Below are 19,414 nucleotides of genomic sequence, written 5' to 3' on the forward strand. Positions count from 1 at the left end.
AAAGAGGAAACCTACTATGGAGAAAATTACAGGCATTAAAAGCGTTGATTTCAAAATAACTGCTTTTGGTCATGGGGTAGTCAATTGGAATGGCCCAACTACTTTAAAAGTTCAGGAAGATAGTAAGCTAGGTAAGAGCAATCACACAATGCCTAAACTTAGAGGATATACCAATTTAACAGGTGAAATCAGTGAAAAAGGCTATAAACACGTGAAAGAACCTACTGATGTTGACTTTAAAAAAAACCCCTTATATATCAGCCAAAATTGTATTCGTCATCACCTGTTTAGAGCACAGGCATTTGATTTGCATTATGCAGAGGAAAAAAATATTGAAAAAGTACTTGCCTCTATAACGGGTCTTATTAGAGGTTATGTGGTACCTGCTAGTCAATATAAGCGAACTAGCCCTTTATTATTAGAGGATTTTGTTGATCAACTGGGTAATGGAAATTTTGAGCAGTTTACTAGGTCGGGAAAAAGAGATAGCTCTTCTTTTTTTTCCAAAACCACGTTTGGTGATACTCAGTATATCTCCTATGGTTCCATTAGTGTAGAGCAACTCCAGTTTATCTCACTAGATAATAAATTTGATCGTGCTGCAATGAACATTGAAGATTCTCAAGGAGATAATGTAGCTAAAGTCGTTGAAGAATATATACAATCTCTGAAGCCATCATTGAACCCGAAGGCAATATTCCATCCGAATTATGTTCGTAAGGGCACTATTTTTGAAATTGGTGAGGCTGGAATTCTCCTGAACCAGGATGCAATAAAAGCTCTTGTAGAGACAACTATAGATTTGATAAAAAATCTTTATATTCGCCAAGCAAAAGCCTACATGTATGTCGATGAGGTTAATGTTGACTTTAATAACAGTAATCAAATGATGCGAATTAAGCGTTCGCCTAATCAAATTTCTCATACACCAGAAGAAGAATATGCTATTTATTTCGAGGCGAAAGAGGAATAGAAAATGAAAATAACCATTGATTATGAAGCGTCTTGGCGCAACTCTTTTCTTGATGGCTCGAATAATGAGCCACTCCCTAAAAAAGGACGGAATTTTATAGGTTCAATGTCAAAATTAGAGGTGGAGGAAAACTATAAATCTCGAGAAATTACACTTGATACTGTGCTTGGTGTTCTAAATAGATTAATTGGTGATCAACGGAAACTATATCAGATTAGAGAGGGCTATGGTAATCATAATCATTATTTTGAAGATATTGTCCAAGTTATTCGGTTTGAGGATAGACCAAAAATACAATGTCAGGAAATAGTTTATGTAAGAAATATGAGTGGTAACACAGATCGAAATGCATTTACAGGAATGATTAAGGTGAAAGATCCAATTTTCCAATCTGACTTCTCACAGTTGTTGTGGGGAGTTCTTTGGCTTGATTTTAATCAGTTGTGCCAATTCATACTTCATAACATAAAACTAGAGAGTACTATTGAGCTTAATCCAATAAGCATTTTAAATCGCTTGGAGTATATTAAAAAAATGAAGTCTGTAGAAAATACTGAACATGCAAAATTAGCCTCTGCAAAACTGGCTTCAATTTTTGATAAATATAATCCTTTAGATCATAAAGGCCAGATAAAAATTCTTCCAATGTACTGTTCATCACTCTATCTTCAACTTAATCGATTGGAGGCACATCATGATATGTCAGGTGTAAAATCTAAAATGGGTATGATAAGCGGAATATCTAATAATGGATTTACGGCAAAAGATTTTATGGATAAGTATACAACCGGACCTAAAAAATTGATCTATGGTAACCCTTATGTTAGAGAGGAGCATGTCAAAGGTGAGGGGAAAATTAAGCGTGCTTTAAGGAAAGCAAGCGGCCAAATAGATATATACCTGGATGTCAATCTTGAAAGGGCAATTGAGCTAAAAAATATGATCGATTATGCTGGTGTTTCCTCATTTTACTTGGGGAAAAAGGGTTTGGCATATGTTTCTCGTATCGATGTCCGTTAAGGAGAAAAGTATGGATTATTATGTTGATATTCTTATCAAGCCAGATTCAGAAGTGCGTTTGAATGTTCTATTCAATACAGTTTACACAAAACTTCATAAAATTTTGTACGATATGGGTTCAAAAAATATTGGAATTAGCTTTCCGAAGTACAATTTTTGTTTGGGAAATGTTTTGCGTCTTCATGGGGAAAGATCTGTTTTGCAACAGCTTCTGAATTTAATTCTGATCAATATTTCAAACACCACCTGCAGTGTAGGGCAAGTTAAACCAATTCCTACAGATTGTAAATTTCGAATTATTTCACGCAAGCAATCTACTATGAGTCAATCCAAAATGAGGAGATTAGTTAAACGTGGTTCTATAACGGAAAGTGAGTTTCGACAATATAAAATTAAAATGTTTTCCAATGGTTTGGATTATCCATATGCTGAACTGGTAAGTAGTTCAAACGGAAAAAGATACCGCCGATATATTGAGTTTGGAGAGCTGCTCGATAAACCAATTTCTGGCGATTTTGATCAGTTTGGTCTTTCCAAAACTGCTACAGTTCCTTGGTTTGATTAGAAAAGAGGAATTGGCAAATCTATTGAATTTGATCAGTTTAAGAAGAGAATTTTGGCTAAGTCAAATATTTTAGTCTTTTATGGAATTAAAATAAAAAATAGTCTAGGCTTGGCTATTCTCAACTTCCAAATACTAATAATTTTGGTTCCTTAAAAATTTGTTTTAAAATCAGATGATTATAACTTGATTGAAATACATTGGGTGACAGAGTAGTTTGCATATAACTTTCTGTTTTTTCTGTTTTTTTATAGTTTATAATCGAGTTCACTGCCGCACAGGCAGCTTAGAAGAGTACTTGATTGTATATCCATCAAAGCTCGTTGTTCACTGCCGCACAGGCAGCTTAGAAGGGTCATTTTCCCCTATTGCTGGGTCTACTCCGGTTCACTGCCGCACAGGCAGCTTAGAAGCGTAACCCGGTGGAAGGTAGTCCCTTCATGGCGTTCACTGCCGCACAGGCAGCTTAGAAGTCAAGGCGGCACGCCATGTTGCCCCTCGGCATGTTCACTGCCGCACAGGCAGCTTAGAAGAGATAAGTATCCTTGGACTCGTAGGAATGGTAGTTCACTGCCGCACAGGCAGCTTAGAAGAACTTACGTTTACCATTAGCAGTCAATTGAGCGTTCACTGCCGCACAGGCAGCTTAGAAGTTGGCTAAAAAGATTTTACGTAAGCGATCTGAGTTCACTGCCGCACAGGCAGCTTAGAAGATTGACAGTCAGTTGAGCAGAACGAAAACCTTGTTCACTGCCGCACAGGCAGCTTAGAAGAGATAATCCTTCTGATTACGTCCTTTTGAGGCGTTCACTGCCGCACAGGCAGCTTAGAAGTACCATTAATAACAACAAAATCACCATTATAGGTTCACTGCCGCACAGGCAGCTTAGAAGTACTGGTGATGCTGCTACTGGTTCTAATTGGAGTTCACTGCCGCACAGGCAGCTTAGAAGTTATGGTTCACTTAATATTAAGCATTTTCAAGGTTCACTGCCGCACAGGCAGCTTAGAAGTGATAATCCTGCTGATTATGTCCTTTTGAGGCGTTCACTGCCGCACAGGCAGCTTAGAAGTCCAGTTGATAGAATTAAGGCTCTTGGTGATGGTTCACTGCCGCACAGGCAGCTTAGAAGATCATACGTTGATATGATGTATTAGACATACGGTTCACTGCCGCACAGGCAGCTTAGAAGACAAGCAAATTTGGCTGCTTTTGGTACTGCTAGTTCACTGCCGCACAGGCAGCTTAGAAGTCATTCAATTGGTGTTGCTATTGAGTTTTTAAGTTCACTGCCGCACAGGCAGCTTAGAAGCAAACAAGTCGATAAGGAACAGCAAAAAAGAAGTTCACTGCCGCACAGGCAGCTTAGAAGTCAAGATAAACAGAATCACCTTTCTGGTAAGAGTTCACTGCCGCACAGGCAGCTTAGAAGTATTGAAGATATGAGGCCTGAATTTGAAGGTGGTTCACTGCCGCACAGGCAGCTTAGAAGAACAAGCTCAGGAATTAAACCTGCTCTAACAAGTTCACTGCCGCACAGGCAGCTTAGAAGTTTTGGGGATTGTATGTCGGCAATTTATGGTAGTTCACTGCCGCACAGGCAGCTTAGAAGTTTCAATGACGTATACACACAAATATGGGCTAGTTCACTGCCGCACAGGCAGCTTAGAAGATATACTAGGCCATCACCATATACTCGGCCATGTTCACTGCCGCACAGGCAGCTTAGAAGAGCAAATATGAAACTAACACCAGAAAATTGCTGTTCACTGCCGCACAGGCAGCTTAGAAGCCAGTCAATAGCCTTAGCCGGCTTTCCATTGTGTTCACTGCCGCACAGGCAGCTTAGAAGTTATGGACGTTAAGGTTGTAAAGGTATTTTAGGTTCACTGCCGCACAGGCAGCTTAGAAGTAATGATTTATTAATGTTGTTAATCTCTTTAAGTTCACTGCCGCACAGGCAGCTTAGAAGTGTGATCAGCGATTATGAGGTAGTAGCAAAAAGTTCACTGCCGCACAGGCAGCTTAGAAGTTACGTTAGAGTAGTAAATGACGAGAATATAGGTTCACTGCCGCACAGGCAGCTTAGAAGAAGTACATCGTCAGCCTCAACTCCCTCTGTTAGTTCACTGCCGCACAGGCAGCTTAGAAGTAAAAGTGTCCTTAAATAAAAAGTAATTGTTTGTTCACTGCCGCACAGGCAGCTTAGAAGATCTGTCACAACAATAATGGATGTTGCTGCAAGTTCACTGCCGCACAGGCAGCTTAGAAGAGTAAGAATAACGGAACGAATTTGTTTCCCGAGTTCACTGCCGCACAGGCAGCTTAGAAGTGAACAATCATTCCCCAAGGTTTTCGACTATCGTTCACTGCCGCACAGGCAGCTTAGAAGGCCAGCGAGTCTAACGATATAGAAAAATTAAAGTTCACTGCCGCACAGGCAGCTTAGAAGTATAAATTTAATACATAAGACAGTTAACCAGTGTTCACTGCCGCACAGGCAGCTTAGAAGGTTGGGCGTTGTTGGTACAACTGAGTCACCTAGTTCACTGCCGCACAGGCAGCTTAGAAGAAGCTTTTTTAAACTATTCTGTTGACGGGTATGTTCACTGCCGCACAGGCAGCTTAGAAGTATCTGCACCGTACAGCAAGCGTAGGTCGGGCCAAGGCCCATAGCCGTCAAGCTAAGGAGAACACATCAAAAATTTTCTGCATTAAAAAGGGGGGCACAGTTCTTAATTTTAGTATCTTTGTTAGCGAAAAGAGCCAAGCTGTCATGGAAACTCTTAAAGAAAGTGTTTTAAACGGTAAGGAGAATTCCAAGCTCGAACAAAATCGTTGAGTTTGGTTATTAACAATTTACACGCCTTATAAAAGGAAACTTCTCTATTATTTTGGTATCGAACCGGGGCGCATAGTAAAAATAAAAACATCATCCCAATAAACTTGCCATAGGTCTCGATGACTACGCGTGCGGATTTTGTAGTACAAATACAATCAATATGCATTAATGATTTACTTAGTTTAAAGACTAATTCAATTTGCCATCGCCAAGAATAACACTTGCATATCTCCTCATTGCCTATTTGTGTTTCAGATGTGTTGGTAATATAAATGGACCAATCTTGTAAAGCCAGAGACTCATGACTAGGTTTGCTCCCACGACGCCTATGGTCTTCTATGAGTCGATGCCGTCGCTTTGCAGCAATAGATTGAGATAAGCGCTGAGCTACAAGGCGTATTGGTATTTTATGTTTTGCCCCCATAAGTAGTTGATGAGAGGACAAGCTACCGGAGCTTGACAAAATTTTTATCAGCTCTATAGGTTTGCCGTCCAGCTCCAATAGATTGGTTCCTGTCAGTAAACAGCTTACAAAATAGGCATTGCCTTCAATGATTTTTTTAAACGAGTTCAGTTTAAAATATCCTAAATCCATTAAATAAAGAGCCCCTGTTTGTATTGTTTCAAAATAGTTATCAAAGCCTTGGTCGTTATCACAACCTGAAGTTAGGGTAAGGGCTTTTATCTGTCCTTGAAGATAATCGAACATCAATTGGATTTTTACAGCTGCATTGGAAGCTGCTCCTCCACTTCCTTTAAAGAGAATGTTTAGACTATGGTGTAAAGAAATGTTACTGCTATCCACAATGTTAACACCACTAAACTCATTCAAATAATTGATATGGGGTAATTTTTGCGTTTCAAAATGATTCAGACAATATCCGGCGAGCTCATGAAGCAACTGTTCTGTAGAATGATTAAATCGTTCTTGTCATCCTTGTTTTGTAATACGTACACCTTGCTCTTTCAGAAAACTACAAAAAATTTCCAGACGGAATTGTTGTGAGAAACAAGTGGCTAGCAGTGCTCGTAAAAATGCTGGAGAGGTTAATTTTGACCGGCGTTTAGTACATCCTACTTCTGTAGCTAGTCTTTTGGTTTCCTTATTTAAAAAATTAAAGATTTTTCTGGGAATATTTGGTAAGTTAGTTAACTGCATAAAGTCCCTTTTCTTTGATTTCCGGGCGGAAAAAATTTAAAAGGGAACTCTATCTTTTTTTATAAATATTTCAATAAGTTAAATCTAAAACCTGCTTGCCTTGGCTTGACGGCTATGGGCCAAGGCCCGACCTACGCTTGCTGACCCTTTTTGAACATGCGCATGATTTCAAACCCTTTGATGGTCGCATAGGCTGGTTTCATTGATTGATAGCCTCGCACGGGATTAATAAGTCGCTTCAGTTTTCCATGATCTGCTTCCAGCCGATTATTACGGTATTTTATTTGCAAATGACGGACATAAGAAGCTAAATTACCTTCTTGCTTCAGCTCTTTAATAGTCTGACCATAAGCTGGGTTTTTATCTGTGTTGATGACACTGATATCGCAGGCTGGGGTTATTCTTAATAAGTTTTTTAAGAAACCGTTTAGACGCAATAGCATTACGTCGATGAGACAAATAAAAATCAATGGTATTTCCTTGCTCATCAATGGCACGATAAAGATATTTCCATTCTCCCTTTATCTTGATGTAGGTTTCGTCCAAGTGCCAGCGTCAAGAGTAACATTTCTTATGCCATTCGAGTCATTTTTTGAGTTCTGGAGCATAATGCTGAACCCAGTAGTATGATCTAACTCAAGACCTCGTTCCTCCATCATTTCTTTCAAATCTCTATAGCTGATGCCGTATTTACAATACCAACGCACACATTGCAGAATTACCTCACCGTGAAAGTGACGCCATTTGAATGCAGGAGGTTTTGTTGAACGCATCTCATATTTCCATTAGTTTGATCTGGTGAGTGTAAGTTATAAACTAATATCTTTTTTGCAACGGAGCCTTAAAACTTACGGCAATGTAAACCCATAATCAACAGATACTCTATAAGGAAGTGGGAAACCTGATAGATATCTGCTGATCACGGCATCAAATTACAAAGCGCCTACATATTTCAGACCAAGGTATGGACCATGGACGCCAAAATCAGTTGAACCATCCTGGCCAGCCTGAACAACATGGAAGGCATTCCAATAATTAGCAACCATATAACCGCCATCAAGTGTTAAATTACCTTGTGCCATTGCATAAGTATAGGTAAGACCTAATTTCGCTTCCAGTTCAGGAACAATTGAAGTATGAGTAGCACGGTTAGGTTCAATATCTGAAGTATCGTTGACCTTATTATCACCAATTAAAAGGGCTGCTGCACCGTTTGCATAGATTGCGAAGCCGTTTGGCCAATCATAGGACATATCAGCACCAACACGTGGACCAACTCCTCTGAACGTCAGATCGATTCTATTAGCACCTGTTTCAGTTTCAGCTGGTGAAAGAACTATATTTCCGGTATCAGGATCAACAACGAACCCTGCTGATGGGATGTTTATAGTATAAGGTGAGTATATTTTATGTTGCAAACGAGCATATTGTGCACCACCATGGAACCGAATATTTTTAAATTCACCAAAGTCTACATGTTGACCGAACTCAAAATTGACGGCATCCCATTTGTGATCAATTTGGAAAGGAGTAAAAAATACTTCTGCACCACTTATCTCACCAAAGTAATGTAAATTTTGGCTGGTAGTAGTATCCCAGTGATACCAATTGACATTAATATCATTACCAGTACTAAAGTGATAGGAAGCTTCTAACTTGAATCCCCAGTCGAAGTCAGTATTTAATTTCGTGTGTACTCTTTGAGCACCAATGAAATCACTACCAACATAATTGAAGAATCTTGGATGGCCGTTATAAGAAGGTTCTAAATATAAGGCATAGATACCTACATCCCAACCAGTTGTTGTACAAGGAACAGTTACATTACCTGGTGTACACGCAGGGCCCATTGTACCTGCAAATGCTGCACTGCTTCCTAAAGCTAGTACTGCTAAAGCAGTTTTCTTTATACAGAACATACTTTGATCTCCACTATTATTATAATTTTTCATTATTGATAAAACAGTCTTCGAATCGTCGATAATATGCATTCGTTACCCCGCTGCGCGCATGAAAGGCGGAACGCCGAAGCGCGTAGTCCGAGATAAGCTGCAATTTACGCAGACAGCCGGAAGGGATGCGGAGTAAATCTTTATGCAGCCGTAGACTCATTGGTGCAGGCATACGCTTGGCTCGTTCAGAGCAAACGTGCCGGAAGCAGGACGGTTGCGGCCTTTAACCTGTCGCGTTGGTGAATGAATTCTGGGGACTTGGATGTCCCAGAATTTATAACGAGGTAGCAACACGCTTTAACGAATCATATGACTATAATATTCACATAAATGCAATAATTTCAAATTTTTTCAAGAAAAATTATTATTTATAATGATGTTATTAATTTTTTCACAGCAGAAGCATTTACTGAACACACTGATTTTTTTGGTGAATGCATCCTCTATTCCTTTCTTCGATCAAAGTGGCTTTAATTATAAACTATTACTCGTTTTTGCAACGGAGCCAATCTGTGTCCTGTTCTCTAATGAGGATCTGTAAAATTTTTTGAATTTATTAAAAATTGATATTCAATATACCCTTTTAGCTTATTTAAGTTTTTACTTTTAATGCTAATTAAAATCTGAGGATTACCCAATACCTATATTATGTAATACTTAAATAAATATGCTCTATTTTAACCTCAATCCCTTAATTATTCTTTAGAACGCTTTGCAAAAAGAACAAGCATCCTTTCAAGTGCCGGATTTTAGCGAATAACCAGAGTGTATTCACAGAGTTATCCACAGAAAATGGGGATAAGTGATCAATGCAATCCCTGCATCAATACTTGATAAGTCCTTGCGGGACAAGGGGTTTTATAAAAAGAGCCTGGTGGGGTCTGGTTATGAGATTGAAATACGGAAATAGTTATTCACAGAAAGGGAGATGTAATTAAGATGTTAAGCGATTTACATCGTAACAAAAAAAAAAATAAAAAAACAGTCTTGACTAAGTCAATTTTTTGCAAAAACTCCAGGTTAAAAGTTAATTAAAAAAGTGGCCGGTTATTTTATCGATATTGCTGACTGACTCAATATGACTAGTGACGGGACAATTATTTGATTCAAATTGATTAGAATGATATAAAGTGCACCCTTAATGGTTGCAGCCCCTAGTGCGAGCACCAGAAGGTTAAATAATGTACCATTTTTAAAAGGCCAGACTGTTAATTTGAAAAGCTTATGTTGTATTCACTGATTAAAAAATACCACACTGCCCACCGCTTATCCGACTACTCTTAGCGATATCCCGCTATTTTTATTTCTATCTAATTACTTCAACGCACTGTCTCTTTAGTTAACTTTTTAAAGAGCAATATTAGTTTTTAATAAGTAAAGGATGTCAATATGCATGTGTTAGATCCATTAACTCTTGAGGAAATTCAAGAAAGTTGTGATATTTTAAAACGAGAAAAAGAACTGTCCGACAGTTATCGATTTGCCTGGGTGATGACTTACGAACCGCCTCAACAAGAAGTTTTACATTCAAGCGATACTGATTTCGACCGCTGTGCTTTTCTCTCTGTTTTTAATAAAAAAACGAATGAAACCTTTGAAGCCGTTGTCAACCTCAACAGTAAAAAAGTCGTGGAATGGAAACAGATTGTCCTCGAAGCCCCGCCTTATGGTAAGCCGCCTATTTTAATTGAGGATTTTCAAAAATGTGAGCAAATTGTTAAAGCCGATCCGACCTGGAGAGCCGCTATGGAAAAGCGTGGGCTTAATGATGAGCAAATTGACAAGATTCAAGTCGATGCGTTTTCTGCGGGCTATTTCGATGAAGAGGAAGAGAGGGAAAAACGTATTGTTAAAGGGATAAGTTTTTATCGTGATGATTTAAAGGATAATGGCTATGCCCGTCCCATTGAGGGGGTTGTCGCGATAGTAGATCTCGGCAATGAGAAGGTATTGCGTGTCATTGATGACGGCCGCAACGTTCCCATTCCTAAAGAAAAAATCAATTACGATTCCGACTCTTACCCGGAGAAACGCAAGGATTTAAAACCTCTGGATATTATTCAGGCAGAGGGGCCCAGTTTTAAAGTGGAAGGTTGGGAAGTCAATTGGCAAAACTGGTCATTTCATGTTGGATTTACACCACGCGAGGGTTTGGTTTTGCATCAGATCAAGTACCTGGATGAAGGGAAGGAACGCCCAATTATTTACCGGGCCAGTGTGACGGATATGATCGTCCCCTATGCGGATCCTTCCATCAGTCATTACTGGAAAAGCGCTTTTGATGCGGGTGAATATGGTCTTGGCAAATTGGCAAATGAGTTAAAGCTCGGATGTGATTGTTTGGGAAATATTTATTATTTTGACGTTCCCACGGTGGATGATTCCGGCAATGCCCGCTTGATTAAAAATGCGATTTGCATGCACGAAGAAGATGCTGGCACGCTGTGGAAGCATTATGAAGTTCGTAACAGTACCTTCGAGGTTCGCCGTGCTCGCGAGTTGGTTGTCAGCTTTTTTACTACGATAGGTAACTATGATTATGGTTTTTATTGGCGTTTTGGCCAGGACGGCAGCCTCAAACTGGAGATAAAACTGACAGGTATTGTGCAAACGGCAGCAATATTTCCTGATACCCCTTACGAATGGGGCGGGAAATTGACCCCTGAGCTGGCAGCCCCTACGCATCAACATTTTTTCAATGCCCGTCTCCATATGATGGTTGATGGTGAAAAGAACTCATTTAGCGAACACGAGTTTTATCCTATGACTATGGGTGGAAAAAATCCTTATGGCAATGCGTTTGGCAGCAGCCAGAAAACATTTGAACAGGAAGGTGACGCAGCCCGTTCGGCTTGTGCTCAAACCCAGAGAACCTGGAAGATATTCAATCCCAATTGTGTCAATGGCATTGGCACTGCGCCGGCTTATAAACTGGAGTTGCCGGAAACCCCGTTATTACTGGCAGATGAAGAGAGTTATATTTACAAGCGCGGGGGATTTGCCAGTAAGCAGGTGTGGGTAACACAATATGATCCGCAAGAAAAATACGCGGCAGGAGATTACCCCAATCAGAGCTCCGGGGGTTGTGGTTTGCCTGCTTATATTAAGCAGAACCGTAAAATTGACAATGAAAATTTGGTCTTGTGGGTAACGCTGGGCTCTACGCATTTTCCAAGACCGGAAGATTTTCCTGTCATGCCTACCACGACAATTTGTGCCAAGCTTCAGCCCTTTGGTTTTTTTAAGAGAAACCCAGCCATGGATCTTCCACAGAGTAAAGTACAAGAAAAAGGCGACTCCTGTTGTTCTTCATTAACTTATTAATGGGATTCAAACAAGCACCTTCTTGAGGAGAAGGTGCTTTCCTGTTGCTCTTAAAAATCAAAGCCTCTATCAAAAGACTCCTTGTCTTTATTTTTCCTCTTTTTTATCCAGATTGTGGCCGTCCAGATGCTGTTCACTGCGTTCAATGTCTTGTTTCTCTAGCTGCTTTTCTTTTTTTGTTCTTCCAAATTTTATGCGGTTTTCAGAAGCCTTTTTTTCTTTTTCCAAACGAACTTTAGCTTTTCTTTTTTTATTAAGATTAATGACATCTGCCATAGCACTCTCTGTTATTAACTCTTGTTTATACTATAGCGCATAATGCAGAGGCAAATCATCTAAACACACAAATCCATCAAGGTGGAATGGGATCAAAGTATACTTATTGAGGGTGTAAAGGGCTGGCGTAAGATAGTATTTTCAGTATTATTTTTTATGATGCATTGCAAAAAGAACAAGCATCCTTTTAAGTGCCGGATTTTAGTGTATAACCAGAGTGTATTCACAGAGTTATCCACAGAAAATGGGGATAAGTAATCAATGCAATTCATGTATTAATATTTAATAAGCCTTTGCTGGGCAAGGGGTTTTATAAAAAGAGCATGGTGTCAAATGGTGGTGAGATGGAATAATAAAGACAAGTTATCCACAGAAAGGTAGGTCATGAATAAGGTATGAGACGCTCATTATGATAACAAAAAAAAAATAAAAAAACAGTCTTGACTGGCACAATTTTTTACCCCAAAAAGATTTGAATAGGCTGGCATTAGGAATAATTGCAATACAAAAACAGCGAATATTGCTATAATTTTAGAGCAAAGGTGGGCTCCTGTTGGCAGGATTTTTCCCTTTAAACAGTTCACTGACGGCTTCTGTGGCCGATGCCGCAGAGGGTGTTCAGAAGATTTTCTCATGAGTCGAGTGTTCAAAGGAGTATGAAATGAGAGACTATCTCGATAAAACAGCAAGCTTAACGCCAGCCATTAAAAGAATCGTATGTGATAAAGCCACTGAATATCCTCATACTGGATCTTATAATCAGGTAGCGACTCATGGGACATATTTATGCAGGCGTTGTGGCTTGGCGCTGTTTCGCGGTGTGAGTCAATTCAACTCGGGCTGTGGTTGGCCCAGTTTTGATGATGAAATGGCCAATGCCGTGGCAAGAAAACCGGATGCGGACGGTCAACGCACCGAGATATTATGCGCGCGTTGTGAGGCTCATCTGGGGCATGTGTTTACTGGAGAATACATGACCCATAAGAATTTACGTCATTGCGTTAATTCCGCTTCGTTGGATTTTGTCGCGGATAATGAGGTACTAGATACAGAAGAAGCTATCCTTGCCGGGGGGTGTTTTTGGGGCGTGGAATATTATTTAAAACGAATACCCGGTGTGTTAAAAGTCGAGTCGGGCTATACAGGCGGCTATGTTTCAGAGCCAAGTTATGAACAGGTATGTAGTGGTACTACAGGGCATTATGAGGCTGTCCGGGTTGTCTATGATTCTGCTAAAACCAATTATCATGATATTGTAAAGCGTTTTTTTGAAATTCATGACCCAACTCAGGCAAATGGCCAAGGCCCCGATTTGGGGCAGCAATATTTAAGTGCCGTGTTTTATTTTAATGAGGAACAGCGACAGGAAACAGAATTATTGATTCAGCTATTAAAGCAAAGGGGCTATCCGGTTGTAACCCAATTATTGCAAGCACAACCCTTTTGGCCTGCCGAAGCCTATCATCAGGATTACTATTTTAAACATCACAAAATCCCTTATTGCCATAAGTCAGTCGATCGTTTTGGCTAGTTGCCTTGGGAGTTTTAATCTCATCACAGATGTACTGATTTGGAAGGCAGGTCGCTACTGGCATATTCTTCGAGATCATCGATTGTACAAGTGTTTTCAAGCTCTTCTGAACTGCTTCTCTTCATTTCCAGGTCTATGGCGTTTCGCCACTTGATGGCTTTCTTCATGATTCTTTCATTGCGCTTGATGTTTTCTGGTGTTTGGGGTTGGTCTTCAAAAAAACTGCAATGCTTTAGAATAGATTGCCTGAAAGTTTCCTTTTTAGAATTAATAAATGGGGTAGAATTCAGGACTTTATCATCTGTGATGATGGCTCGGCTTTGTGCGCCGCGTAATATTCGAGGGGGCAAGCTGGCACAATGCACCGGAAAATCATCCTCAAGTTTTGCAACTTTTACTGTGCTGCCGGCGTCTGGCTGTTTATCCATAAACTCATAAATATTTTCATATTTATCCTGGGTAGATAACATGCTCGCGCAATCCATGGTAAACGTGGCGCACCCGGCGCGTGAGTGTTGTAATTTGACATCTGGGATGTAGACTTTTATTGAAAGATCGTCAATTTTCTCAAGCAAATCTTCAAATCCAACTTCATTCGCCAATACTTGTGCCGTGTTATAGGATAATTGTGGCCCCAGGCTGTCAAGTACCAGGATTTTTAAAGTATTATTGCCTTTTTCAATGGAATATTGTAATTCAATGAGTGACCAATGGCGTACGCCGGATTTTTCTCTATCCAGATAGGCAATTTGTACTTTAAAATTGTTTTCAAATAATTTGGGTGAATGGCAACTGCCGTAAATAAAATCATAAAGCTTTTCACGGCGTTCATAATCACAGACAAAACCGGTAAATGGATAACCTGATTTCTTTGATTCCCGATATTTTTTCTTTAAGCTAAAGGCCATTTCCAAATCGTGTGCGGAAAATGGAGGTAAGTCGTCTAAAGAAAATTTATCGACGGTTGTTTCTGATTTGGTAAAGGCCATATAAAAAACTCCAATCATTTTGTATTTTTATTATATGAAATGTTTGTCTGTTATTCAATTGTGCGGCATGTCTTTGGGGCAGATTCATGGAGTTACGACATACGACTCTATGAAAATGTTACGATTCTATGAAAATCATTTTAATAACAAAATAGCCTATAATTTATAGTGTACCTTTTTTTAAGTGCATAACGGATGTAGGTGTATGCAAGGAGTGCATTATGAAAATATTAGTCAATTCATCAGTATTGGCAATCGTTTTGGCATTTTCAACGCCACTATTCGCTGATGATACACAATGGATGACAGAGCATAATCTGGTGAAAGGGGTTATCACTTTTCAAGATGATTCACAAATTCAAGTTTATGCCGCTCAAGCCGATCTTGATAAATTGCAACAGAATCTGGCCAATATCCAATCGGTTGAAGTACAACCTAATCAAACAGATACTACAACTTCACCAAACCAACAGGGTGAATAAGTACTCTTTTGTTCGAGTTAAATCAAACAAGCACTTATTGATTTAGCTCGGGCGTATATTTTCCGTGTTATCAGAATTTTTATTTTCAGGGTCTGTCTGTTGATAGTGCAGATCAGCCTTTTCTGCCTTACGTTGGTTTTCATGCAGTTGAACTTCATTGAGTTGTTGCTGCCAAAATGAGGAAGTATGTTCTTTTAATTGATTGACTTTTCGCATAAACTGACCAAGGTGGGTTGCCAGCATTGGAAGTTTTGCTGGCCCAAACACAACGATAGCAACAATGAAAATAAGTAATAACTCACCAAGACTCATGATGGTTTATGATCGTCTTTTTGAGTGTCGTTCGTTTCCTCACTATTCATGGCTTTGCGGAAATTCTTGATGGCTTCTCCAAGGTCAGAGCCTATTGTTTTTAATTTAGATGTGCCAAACAAGGCCACAATAATGGCTAGAATTAATAAGAGTGATAACGGACTTATTCCACTTAATCCCATGTTAGTTCCTTATCTTGCGGTTGATGAGTACAAAAATTCCAGCTAAAACAGAACCAGCTATTGTGATGGTTGTGAGATGATTATAATCCAGCAAATCAAAATAGCTAATGACGCCTAATGATAAAAATGAGAAAAAGACACCCAGACCCAAGCTTTTCCATTGGATAGTCTGATTTTTATTTTCAGATTGCAAGCGTGTGAGTTCATTGACTGTTAATAACTGATCCTTTTTCATCTCCAGTATATCAAAAATCAGTTTAGGCATATGGGGAAGTTGCTCAGTAAAAAATGGCAGATTTTGCTTTAAACGTTTAATGAATGCTTTAGGCCCCATTTGTTCTCGTACCCATTTTTCAAGGAATGGTTTTGCTGTAGCCCATAAATCCAATTCAGGATAGAGTTGCCTGCCCAAACCTTCTATTGCCAACAGGGTTTTTTGCAGCAAAATCAGTTGGGGTTGCACTTCCATATGAAATCTTCTGGCGACCTGGAATAAACGGAAAACCACTTGCCCAAAAGAAATGTCTTTTAATGGCTTTTCAAAAATAGGTTCGCATACGGTTCTTATACTGCTTTCAAATTCTGCAACAGGGGTATCCCGCGCCACCCATCCGGATTCCACATGTAATTCGGCTACGCGCTTATAGTCGCGGTTAAAAAAAGCAACCAGGTTTTCAGCCAGATAGCGCTTGTCATTGTCTGTCAAAGTCCCAATGATGCCAAAATCAACACAGATGTACTGGGGATCTTTGGGGTTTTGGTAGGAGACAAAAATGTTTCCCGGGTGCATGTCTGCGTGAAAAAAGCAGTCACGGAAGACTTGAGTAAAGAAAATTTCCACCCCACGCTCGGCCAGTTTTTTAATATCGATGCCGTGATCCCTGAGACTGGCTATGTCAGTGACGGGTATGCCATGAATGCGCTCAATGACCAGGATATTGTTATGGCAATAGTCCCAATGGATTTCAGGTATATATAACATTGGAGATTGATTGAAATTTCTTCGTAATTGAGCGGCATTTGCCGCCTCTCTCATTAAATCCAGTTCATCCAGTAAGGTATGCTCAAACTCCTTGACTATCTCTTTGGGTTTGAAGCGTTTTCCCTCAGGCCAATAGCGGTCTGCCAAAGTGGCGATGGTATACATAATACTTAAATCTTGTTCGATAATCCGGCGCATATTGGGCCTGAGTATTTTTACAACCACATTTTCCCCTGTCTTCAGAGTCGCCGCATGCACTTGTGCCATGGACGCGGAGGCAAGGGCGACCGGATCAAATTGGGCAAAAACATCATAGGCCGATTTTTTATATGCCTGTTCAATGATAGTCATGGCGACATGGCTGGGGAAAGGAGGAACTTTGTCTTGCAGTTTACTTAATTCTTTTGCGATGTCCTCAGGAAGGATGTCGGGGCGTGTGGAAAGGGCTTGTCCGAATTTAATGAAGATGGGGCCGAGTTCCTCCAGCGATTTGCGCAGCGCTTCACCACGCGTTAATTTCTCTTTGCGAAGCCAGTTCCATGGGTTTAAATAAATTATAAAACGTAAAGGAGCAAACAGTTTGATAGACACAACAACATTATCGAGACCATTTTTGGCTAAAATATAATTGATATGTATAAGACGAATAAGTTGCTTAATTGATTTCATAACAGCTCATCAGTTGTTGATTTCGAGCTTCCAGCCGCTCAATATGCAATGATAATCCATCCGGATCCTGAATAAAATCATCCAATCGTTTAATTGCCTTCATCATCGCTCATTAAATTATTGATATGGGCTTGAAGGCGATCAACACTTAATACTAATTCATCAACTTCGGCAAAAAAATCTTCCAATTCATTTCTTGAAGGAAAAATGCGTAATTCTTCCTGAAGAAATTCGGTGATGTTTTGCTGCATGGAGGTGTTGAATTGATTTTTAAATTCCAGTCCTTTACGTACAAAGGAGCCAATTTGATGAGCCACCACATCACCCGTGAAGTGAGCCAGGTGCCCTTCCCAATCAATATCTATTTCGTCAAATAGTTTCTTTACATGTTGTCCCAATTCAATGTCGCCTGAAATGCGTATCTTGTCATTAAATAAAGAGCGGGCTTTCGATGCGGGTAATAAGCTCAAGCGAATCAATCCCATGGGATTACTGTGAATGATGGTATCAGGACGCCCATCAATACGATGGAGCAATTGCATTTCACCCTCTTTAAACCGAATGTAAAAATTAACATTTAAAGGGGTAATGACCATTTCAAGGGTTTTGCCATCAAGTTTTTGAAGTTTTTGGGGCATCAGCTCATCGAGCTTCATTGCTGTATTAATGGCTGTTTGTAATGCTTTCAGCGAGTATTCTTTTAACATGATCAACTCAATATTTGTAGGCAATATGCAGAGCGACTATACCGCCACTTAAATTGTGATAATGACAATCCTCAAATCCAGCCCGTTCAATCATCGCTTTTAGTGTTTCCTGATCAGGGTGCATTCTGATTGATTCCGCAAGGTATTGGTAGCTGCTTTCATCGTTAGCAACAAATTTTCCAATTTTTGGCAAAATGTTAAATGAATACCAATCATAAACGGGCTTAAGTCCTGGAAAAACGGGTGTTGAAAATTCAAGCACCATTAACTTTCCCCCGGGTTTGCATACTCTATACATGGAATGCAGTGCTTCGTCTTTATCAGTCACATTTCTAAGCCCAAACCCCATTGTTATACAATGAAAGCTGTTATTCGCAAAAGGGAGGCATTGAGCATTACCCTGAACATACCGAATGTTTTTAAATAATCCCTCATCAAGCAGGCGATCGCGTCCAACATGAAGCATGGCTGAGTTGATGTCAGCAAGTATAACCTGTCCGGAGTCACCCACTTTTTGCGATAATAATCGGGTTAAATCGCCGCTGCCACCGGCCAAATCCAATACGGTCTGCCCAGGTCGAACGTGGCTTAATTCAATAGTATAGCGTTTCCAGAGGTGATGAATCCCCAAGGACATCAGATCATTCATACGATCATAATTTTTAGCAACAGAATGAAATACTTCCGCTACTTTCCTTTCCTTCTCATTCCAGTCTATTGATTCAAAACCAAAATGGGTGGTTTGTTTCTGATTCGTCATATTTGCCTGGTAATAGCCTTAAAGTGTTCATCTTAACCGATAATCATTAAGATACCCAGTTAAAAATTGTATACTTTTTTTTATCCATGTACAGATGAAAACAGGACGTATATCAAGGATGCAAGCTACAAATTTTGCAAGGTAATTAAATAATTGTTTTCATCTGGCGGGCAATTATTTTTTTGTGAAAGCCATAAACATTCTGCCAGTTGATCCATAATTAAATGTTCAACAGCTAAGTGATCCTGGTATTTTTCTATTAATTTAGTGTAAATAGTACGTATACCTTGTGGTCTATCGGTCGTAATTTGTTCGCGAACGGCAAGGTGAAGTCCCATATGAAGAAAGGGATTGGTTTCACCTAATTCGGGATAATAAGTATGTTCAGGAAAAGACTGACTTTGTTCAATGACTTTATGGTATTCCGGATGGTCAAGAATCACTTGGGCAATTTCTTTTTCCAATGGAGAAAGCTCTTTTTTATTCTGGTACTTATTCCAACTGATAAAAAATAGCTGTCGAGTTTCTTGTACTGTATCGCCGTAAAACATAATGGCCCGATTGATATGAAATGATCTATTTTAACTGAATAAAAAAGTAACAACAATGTTGATGTGCAAATATGGTAAAAATGTTGACATTAATCAGTGGAGTATGAGATATTTATTTTGCGAGGTTGGACTTGCTATGT

Annotated in this window: 16 protein-coding genes, 2 pseudogenes and 1 CRISPR repeat array; of the genes and pseudogenes, 6 read left to right on the top strand and 12 right to left on the bottom strand. The window is 39.6% G+C overall.

Annotated elements, in window-relative coordinates:
* Positions 1 to 16 precede the first annotated feature (16 nt).
* Genes cas7fv through cas6f form a run of 3 tightly spaced genes read left to right on the top strand, consistent with a single transcriptional unit; the run spans position 17 to position 2,558 of the window.
* A complete protein-coding gene (gene cas7fv, locus CC34_RS0111715) occupies positions 17 to 973 on the top strand; it encodes a type I-Fv CRISPR-associated protein Cas7fv (RefSeq protein WP_028379534.1) in 957 nt (318 codons plus the stop codon).
* A gap of 3 nt (positions 974 to 976) precedes the next feature.
* On the top strand, positions 977 to 1,993 hold the full coding sequence (gene cas5fv, locus CC34_RS0111720) for a type I-Fv CRISPR-associated protein Cas5fv (protein ID WP_028379535.1): 1,017 nt from the start codon (positions 977 to 979) through the stop codon (positions 1,991 to 1,993).
* Between the two features lie 10 nt (positions 1,994 to 2,003).
* Positions 2,004 to 2,558 carry a type I-F CRISPR-associated endoribonuclease Cas6/Csy4 gene (cas6f, locus tag CC34_RS0111725; protein ID WP_028379536.1) on the top strand — a complete coding sequence of 185 codons (555 nt, stop codon included), beginning with the start codon at positions 2,004 to 2,006 and terminating at the stop codon, positions 2,556 to 2,558.
* A gap of 262 nt (positions 2,559 to 2,820) precedes the next feature.
* Positions 2,821 to 5,188: direct repeats of the CRISPR family, unit length 28 nt; unit sequence GTTCACTGCCGCACAGGCAGCTTAGAAG.
* A 154-nt stretch (positions 5,189 to 5,342) separates the two neighbouring features.
* Here cas6f and CC34_RS0111735 read toward each other — a convergent pair.
* The 4 genes and pseudogenes from CC34_RS0111735 to CC34_RS0111750 form a co-directional block, all read right to left on the bottom strand.
* A pseudogene (locus CC34_RS0111735) lies at positions 5,343 to 6,314 on the bottom strand (IS4 family transposase); the annotation flags it as partial.
* A gap of 15 nt (positions 6,315 to 6,329) precedes the next feature.
* Positions 6,330 to 6,557: a hypothetical protein gene (locus CC34_RS0111740; RefSeq protein WP_028379538.1), complete on the bottom strand. Its 228-nt coding sequence runs from the start codon at positions 6,555 to 6,557 to the stop codon at positions 6,330 to 6,332.
* 131 nt (positions 6,558 to 6,688) lie between these two features.
* Positions 6,689 to 7,330: pseudogene (locus CC34_RS1000000117815) on the bottom strand (IS6 family transposase).
* Between the two features lie 159 nt (positions 7,331 to 7,489).
* Entirely contained in the window at positions 7,490 to 8,476 is a 987-nt protein-coding gene (locus CC34_RS0111750; RefSeq protein WP_027228687.1) for an Lpg1974 family pore-forming outer membrane protein, read from the bottom strand.
* Positions 8,477 to 9,898: 1,422 nt separating this feature from the next.
* On the opposite strand from CC34_RS0111750, the gene CC34_RS0111755 reads away from it, so the two are divergent.
* Positions 9,899 to 11,833, top strand: coding sequence for a primary-amine oxidase (locus CC34_RS0111755; protein WP_028379539.1), 1,935 nt, complete (start codon positions 9,899 to 9,901; stop codon positions 11,831 to 11,833).
* Positions 11,834 to 11,920: 87 nt separating this feature from the next.
* Here CC34_RS0111755 and CC34_RS0111760 read toward each other — a convergent pair whose 3' ends face one another.
* On the bottom strand, positions 11,921 to 12,109 hold the full coding sequence (locus CC34_RS0111760; protein ID WP_028379540.1) for a DUF4169 family protein: 189 nt from the start codon (positions 12,107 to 12,109) through the stop codon (positions 11,921 to 11,923).
* Between the two features lie 661 nt (positions 12,110 to 12,770).
* Between CC34_RS0111760 and CC34_RS0111765 the strand changes: the two genes are divergently transcribed.
* Positions 12,771 to 13,640 carry a bifunctional methionine sulfoxide reductase B/A protein gene (locus tag CC34_RS0111765; protein ID WP_027228690.1) on the top strand — a complete coding sequence of 290 codons (870 nt, stop codon included), beginning with the start codon at positions 12,771 to 12,773 and terminating at the stop codon, positions 13,638 to 13,640.
* Between the two features lie 23 nt (positions 13,641 to 13,663).
* Here the strand turns inward: CC34_RS0111765 and CC34_RS0111770 are convergent, their stop codons facing one another.
* A complete protein-coding gene (locus CC34_RS0111770; protein WP_028379541.1) occupies positions 13,664 to 14,629 on the bottom strand; it encodes a YopJ family acetyltransferase in 966 nt (321 codons plus the stop codon).
* Between the two features lie 221 nt (positions 14,630 to 14,850).
* Between CC34_RS0111770 and CC34_RS0111775 the strand changes: the two genes are divergently transcribed.
* Complete coding sequence (locus tag CC34_RS0111775; protein ID WP_028379542.1) at positions 14,851 to 15,111, top strand: hypothetical protein; 261 nt, start codon at positions 14,851 to 14,853, stop codon at positions 15,109 to 15,111.
* A 42-nt stretch (positions 15,112 to 15,153) separates the two neighbouring features.
* On the opposite strand, the gene CC34_RS0111780 is transcribed toward CC34_RS0111775, so the two are convergent.
* The 6 genes from CC34_RS0111780 to CC34_RS0111810 form a co-directional block, all read right to left on the bottom strand.
* The gene (locus CC34_RS0111780) at positions 15,154 to 15,423 is read right to left on the bottom strand and encodes a Sec-independent protein translocase subunit TatA/TatB (protein WP_027228693.1); all 270 of its coding nucleotides are present in this window, start codon (positions 15,421 to 15,423) and stop codon (positions 15,154 to 15,156) included.
* Positions 15,420 to 15,605 (bottom strand): twin-arginine translocase TatA/TatE family subunit, encoded by a 186-nt coding sequence (gene tatA / locus CC34_RS0111785; RefSeq protein ID WP_011216738.1) that lies wholly within the window; start codon positions 15,603 to 15,605, stop codon positions 15,420 to 15,422. The genes CC34_RS0111780 and tatA overlap by 4 nt, the downstream gene beginning before the upstream one ends.
* 1 nt (position 15,606) lies before the next feature.
* Positions 15,607 to 17,256 (bottom strand): ubiquinone biosynthesis regulatory protein kinase UbiB, encoded by a 1,650-nt coding sequence (gene ubiB, locus CC34_RS0111790; protein ID WP_028379543.1) that lies wholly within the window; start codon positions 17,254 to 17,256, stop codon positions 15,607 to 15,609.
* An 89-nt stretch (positions 17,257 to 17,345) separates the two neighbouring features.
* On the bottom strand, positions 17,346 to 17,963 hold the full coding sequence (locus tag CC34_RS0111800; RefSeq protein ID WP_027228695.1) for a ubiquinone biosynthesis accessory factor UbiJ: 618 nt from the start codon (positions 17,961 to 17,963) through the stop codon (positions 17,346 to 17,348).
* Positions 17,964 to 17,970: 7 nt separating this feature from the next.
* Positions 17,971 to 18,723 carry a bifunctional demethylmenaquinone methyltransferase/2-methoxy-6-polyprenyl-1,4-benzoquinol methylase UbiE gene (gene ubiE, locus CC34_RS0111805; RefSeq protein ID WP_028379544.1) on the bottom strand — a complete coding sequence of 251 codons (753 nt, stop codon included), beginning with the start codon at positions 18,721 to 18,723 and terminating at the stop codon, positions 17,971 to 17,973.
* 125 nt (positions 18,724 to 18,848) lie between these two features.
* Positions 18,849 to 19,274 carry a DUF1841 family protein gene (locus tag CC34_RS0111810; RefSeq protein WP_028379545.1) on the bottom strand — a complete coding sequence of 142 codons (426 nt, stop codon included), beginning with the start codon at positions 19,272 to 19,274 and terminating at the stop codon, positions 18,849 to 18,851.
* Between the last annotated feature and the right edge of the window lie 140 nt (positions 19,275 to 19,414).

The organism is Legionella pneumophila subsp. fraseri, from assembly GCF_000586315.1.
GTDB lineage: Bacteria > Pseudomonadota > Gammaproteobacteria > Legionellales > Legionellaceae > Legionella > Legionella pneumophila_B.

Bases quoted from the DNA above. Each gene is read 5' to 3' on its own strand.
- CC34_RS0111740 (WP_028379538.1), bottom strand. From the start codon at position 6,557: ATGCAGTTAACTAACTTACCAAATATTCCCAGAAAAATCTTTAATTTT.
- cas6f (WP_028379536.1), top strand. From the start codon at position 2,004: ATGGATTATTATGTTGATATTCTTATCAAGCCAGATTCAGAAGTGCGT.
- cas7fv (WP_028379534.1), top strand. From the start codon at position 17: ATGGAGAAAATTACAGGCATTAAAAGCGTTGATTTCAAAATAACTGCT.
- tatA (WP_011216738.1), bottom strand. From the start codon at position 15,605: ATGGGATTAAGTGGAATAAGTCCGTTATCACTCTTATTAATTCTAGCC.
- CC34_RS0111780 (WP_027228693.1), bottom strand. From the start codon at position 15,423: ATGAGTCTTGGTGAGTTATTACTTATTTTCATTGTTGCTATCGTTGTG.
- cas5fv (WP_028379535.1), top strand. From the start codon at position 977: ATGAAAATAACCATTGATTATGAAGCGTCTTGGCGCAACTCTTTTCTT.
- ubiB (WP_028379543.1), bottom strand. From the start codon at position 17,256: ATGAAATCAATTAAGCAACTTATTCGTCTTATACATATCAATTATATT.
- CC34_RS0111810 (WP_028379545.1), bottom strand. From the start codon at position 19,274: ATGTTTTACGGCGATACAGTACAAGAAACTCGACAGCTATTTTTTATC.
- CC34_RS0111755 (WP_028379539.1), top strand. From the start codon at position 9,899: ATGCATGTGTTAGATCCATTAACTCTTGAGGAAATTCAAGAAAGTTGT.
- CC34_RS0111775 (WP_028379542.1), top strand. From the start codon at position 14,851: ATGAAAATATTAGTCAATTCATCAGTATTGGCAATCGTTTTGGCATTT.
- ubiE (WP_028379544.1), bottom strand. From the start codon at position 18,723: ATGACGAATCAGAAACAAACCACCCATTTTGGTTTTGAATCAATAGAC.
- CC34_RS0111770 (WP_028379541.1), bottom strand. From the start codon at position 14,629: ATGGCCTTTACCAAATCAGAAACAACCGTCGATAAATTTTCTTTAGAC.
- CC34_RS0111800 (WP_027228695.1), bottom strand. From the start codon at position 17,963: ATGTTAAAAGAATACTCGCTGAAAGCATTACAAACAGCCATTAATACA.
- CC34_RS0111765 (WP_027228690.1), top strand. From the start codon at position 12,771: ATGAGAGACTATCTCGATAAAACAGCAAGCTTAACGCCAGCCATTAAA.
- CC34_RS0111760 (WP_028379540.1), bottom strand. From the start codon at position 12,109: ATGGCAGATGTCATTAATCTTAATAAAAAAAGAAAAGCTAAAGTTCGT.
- CC34_RS0111750 (WP_027228687.1), bottom strand. From the start codon at position 8,476: ATGTTCTGTATAAAGAAAACTGCTTTAGCAGTACTAGCTTTAGGAAGC.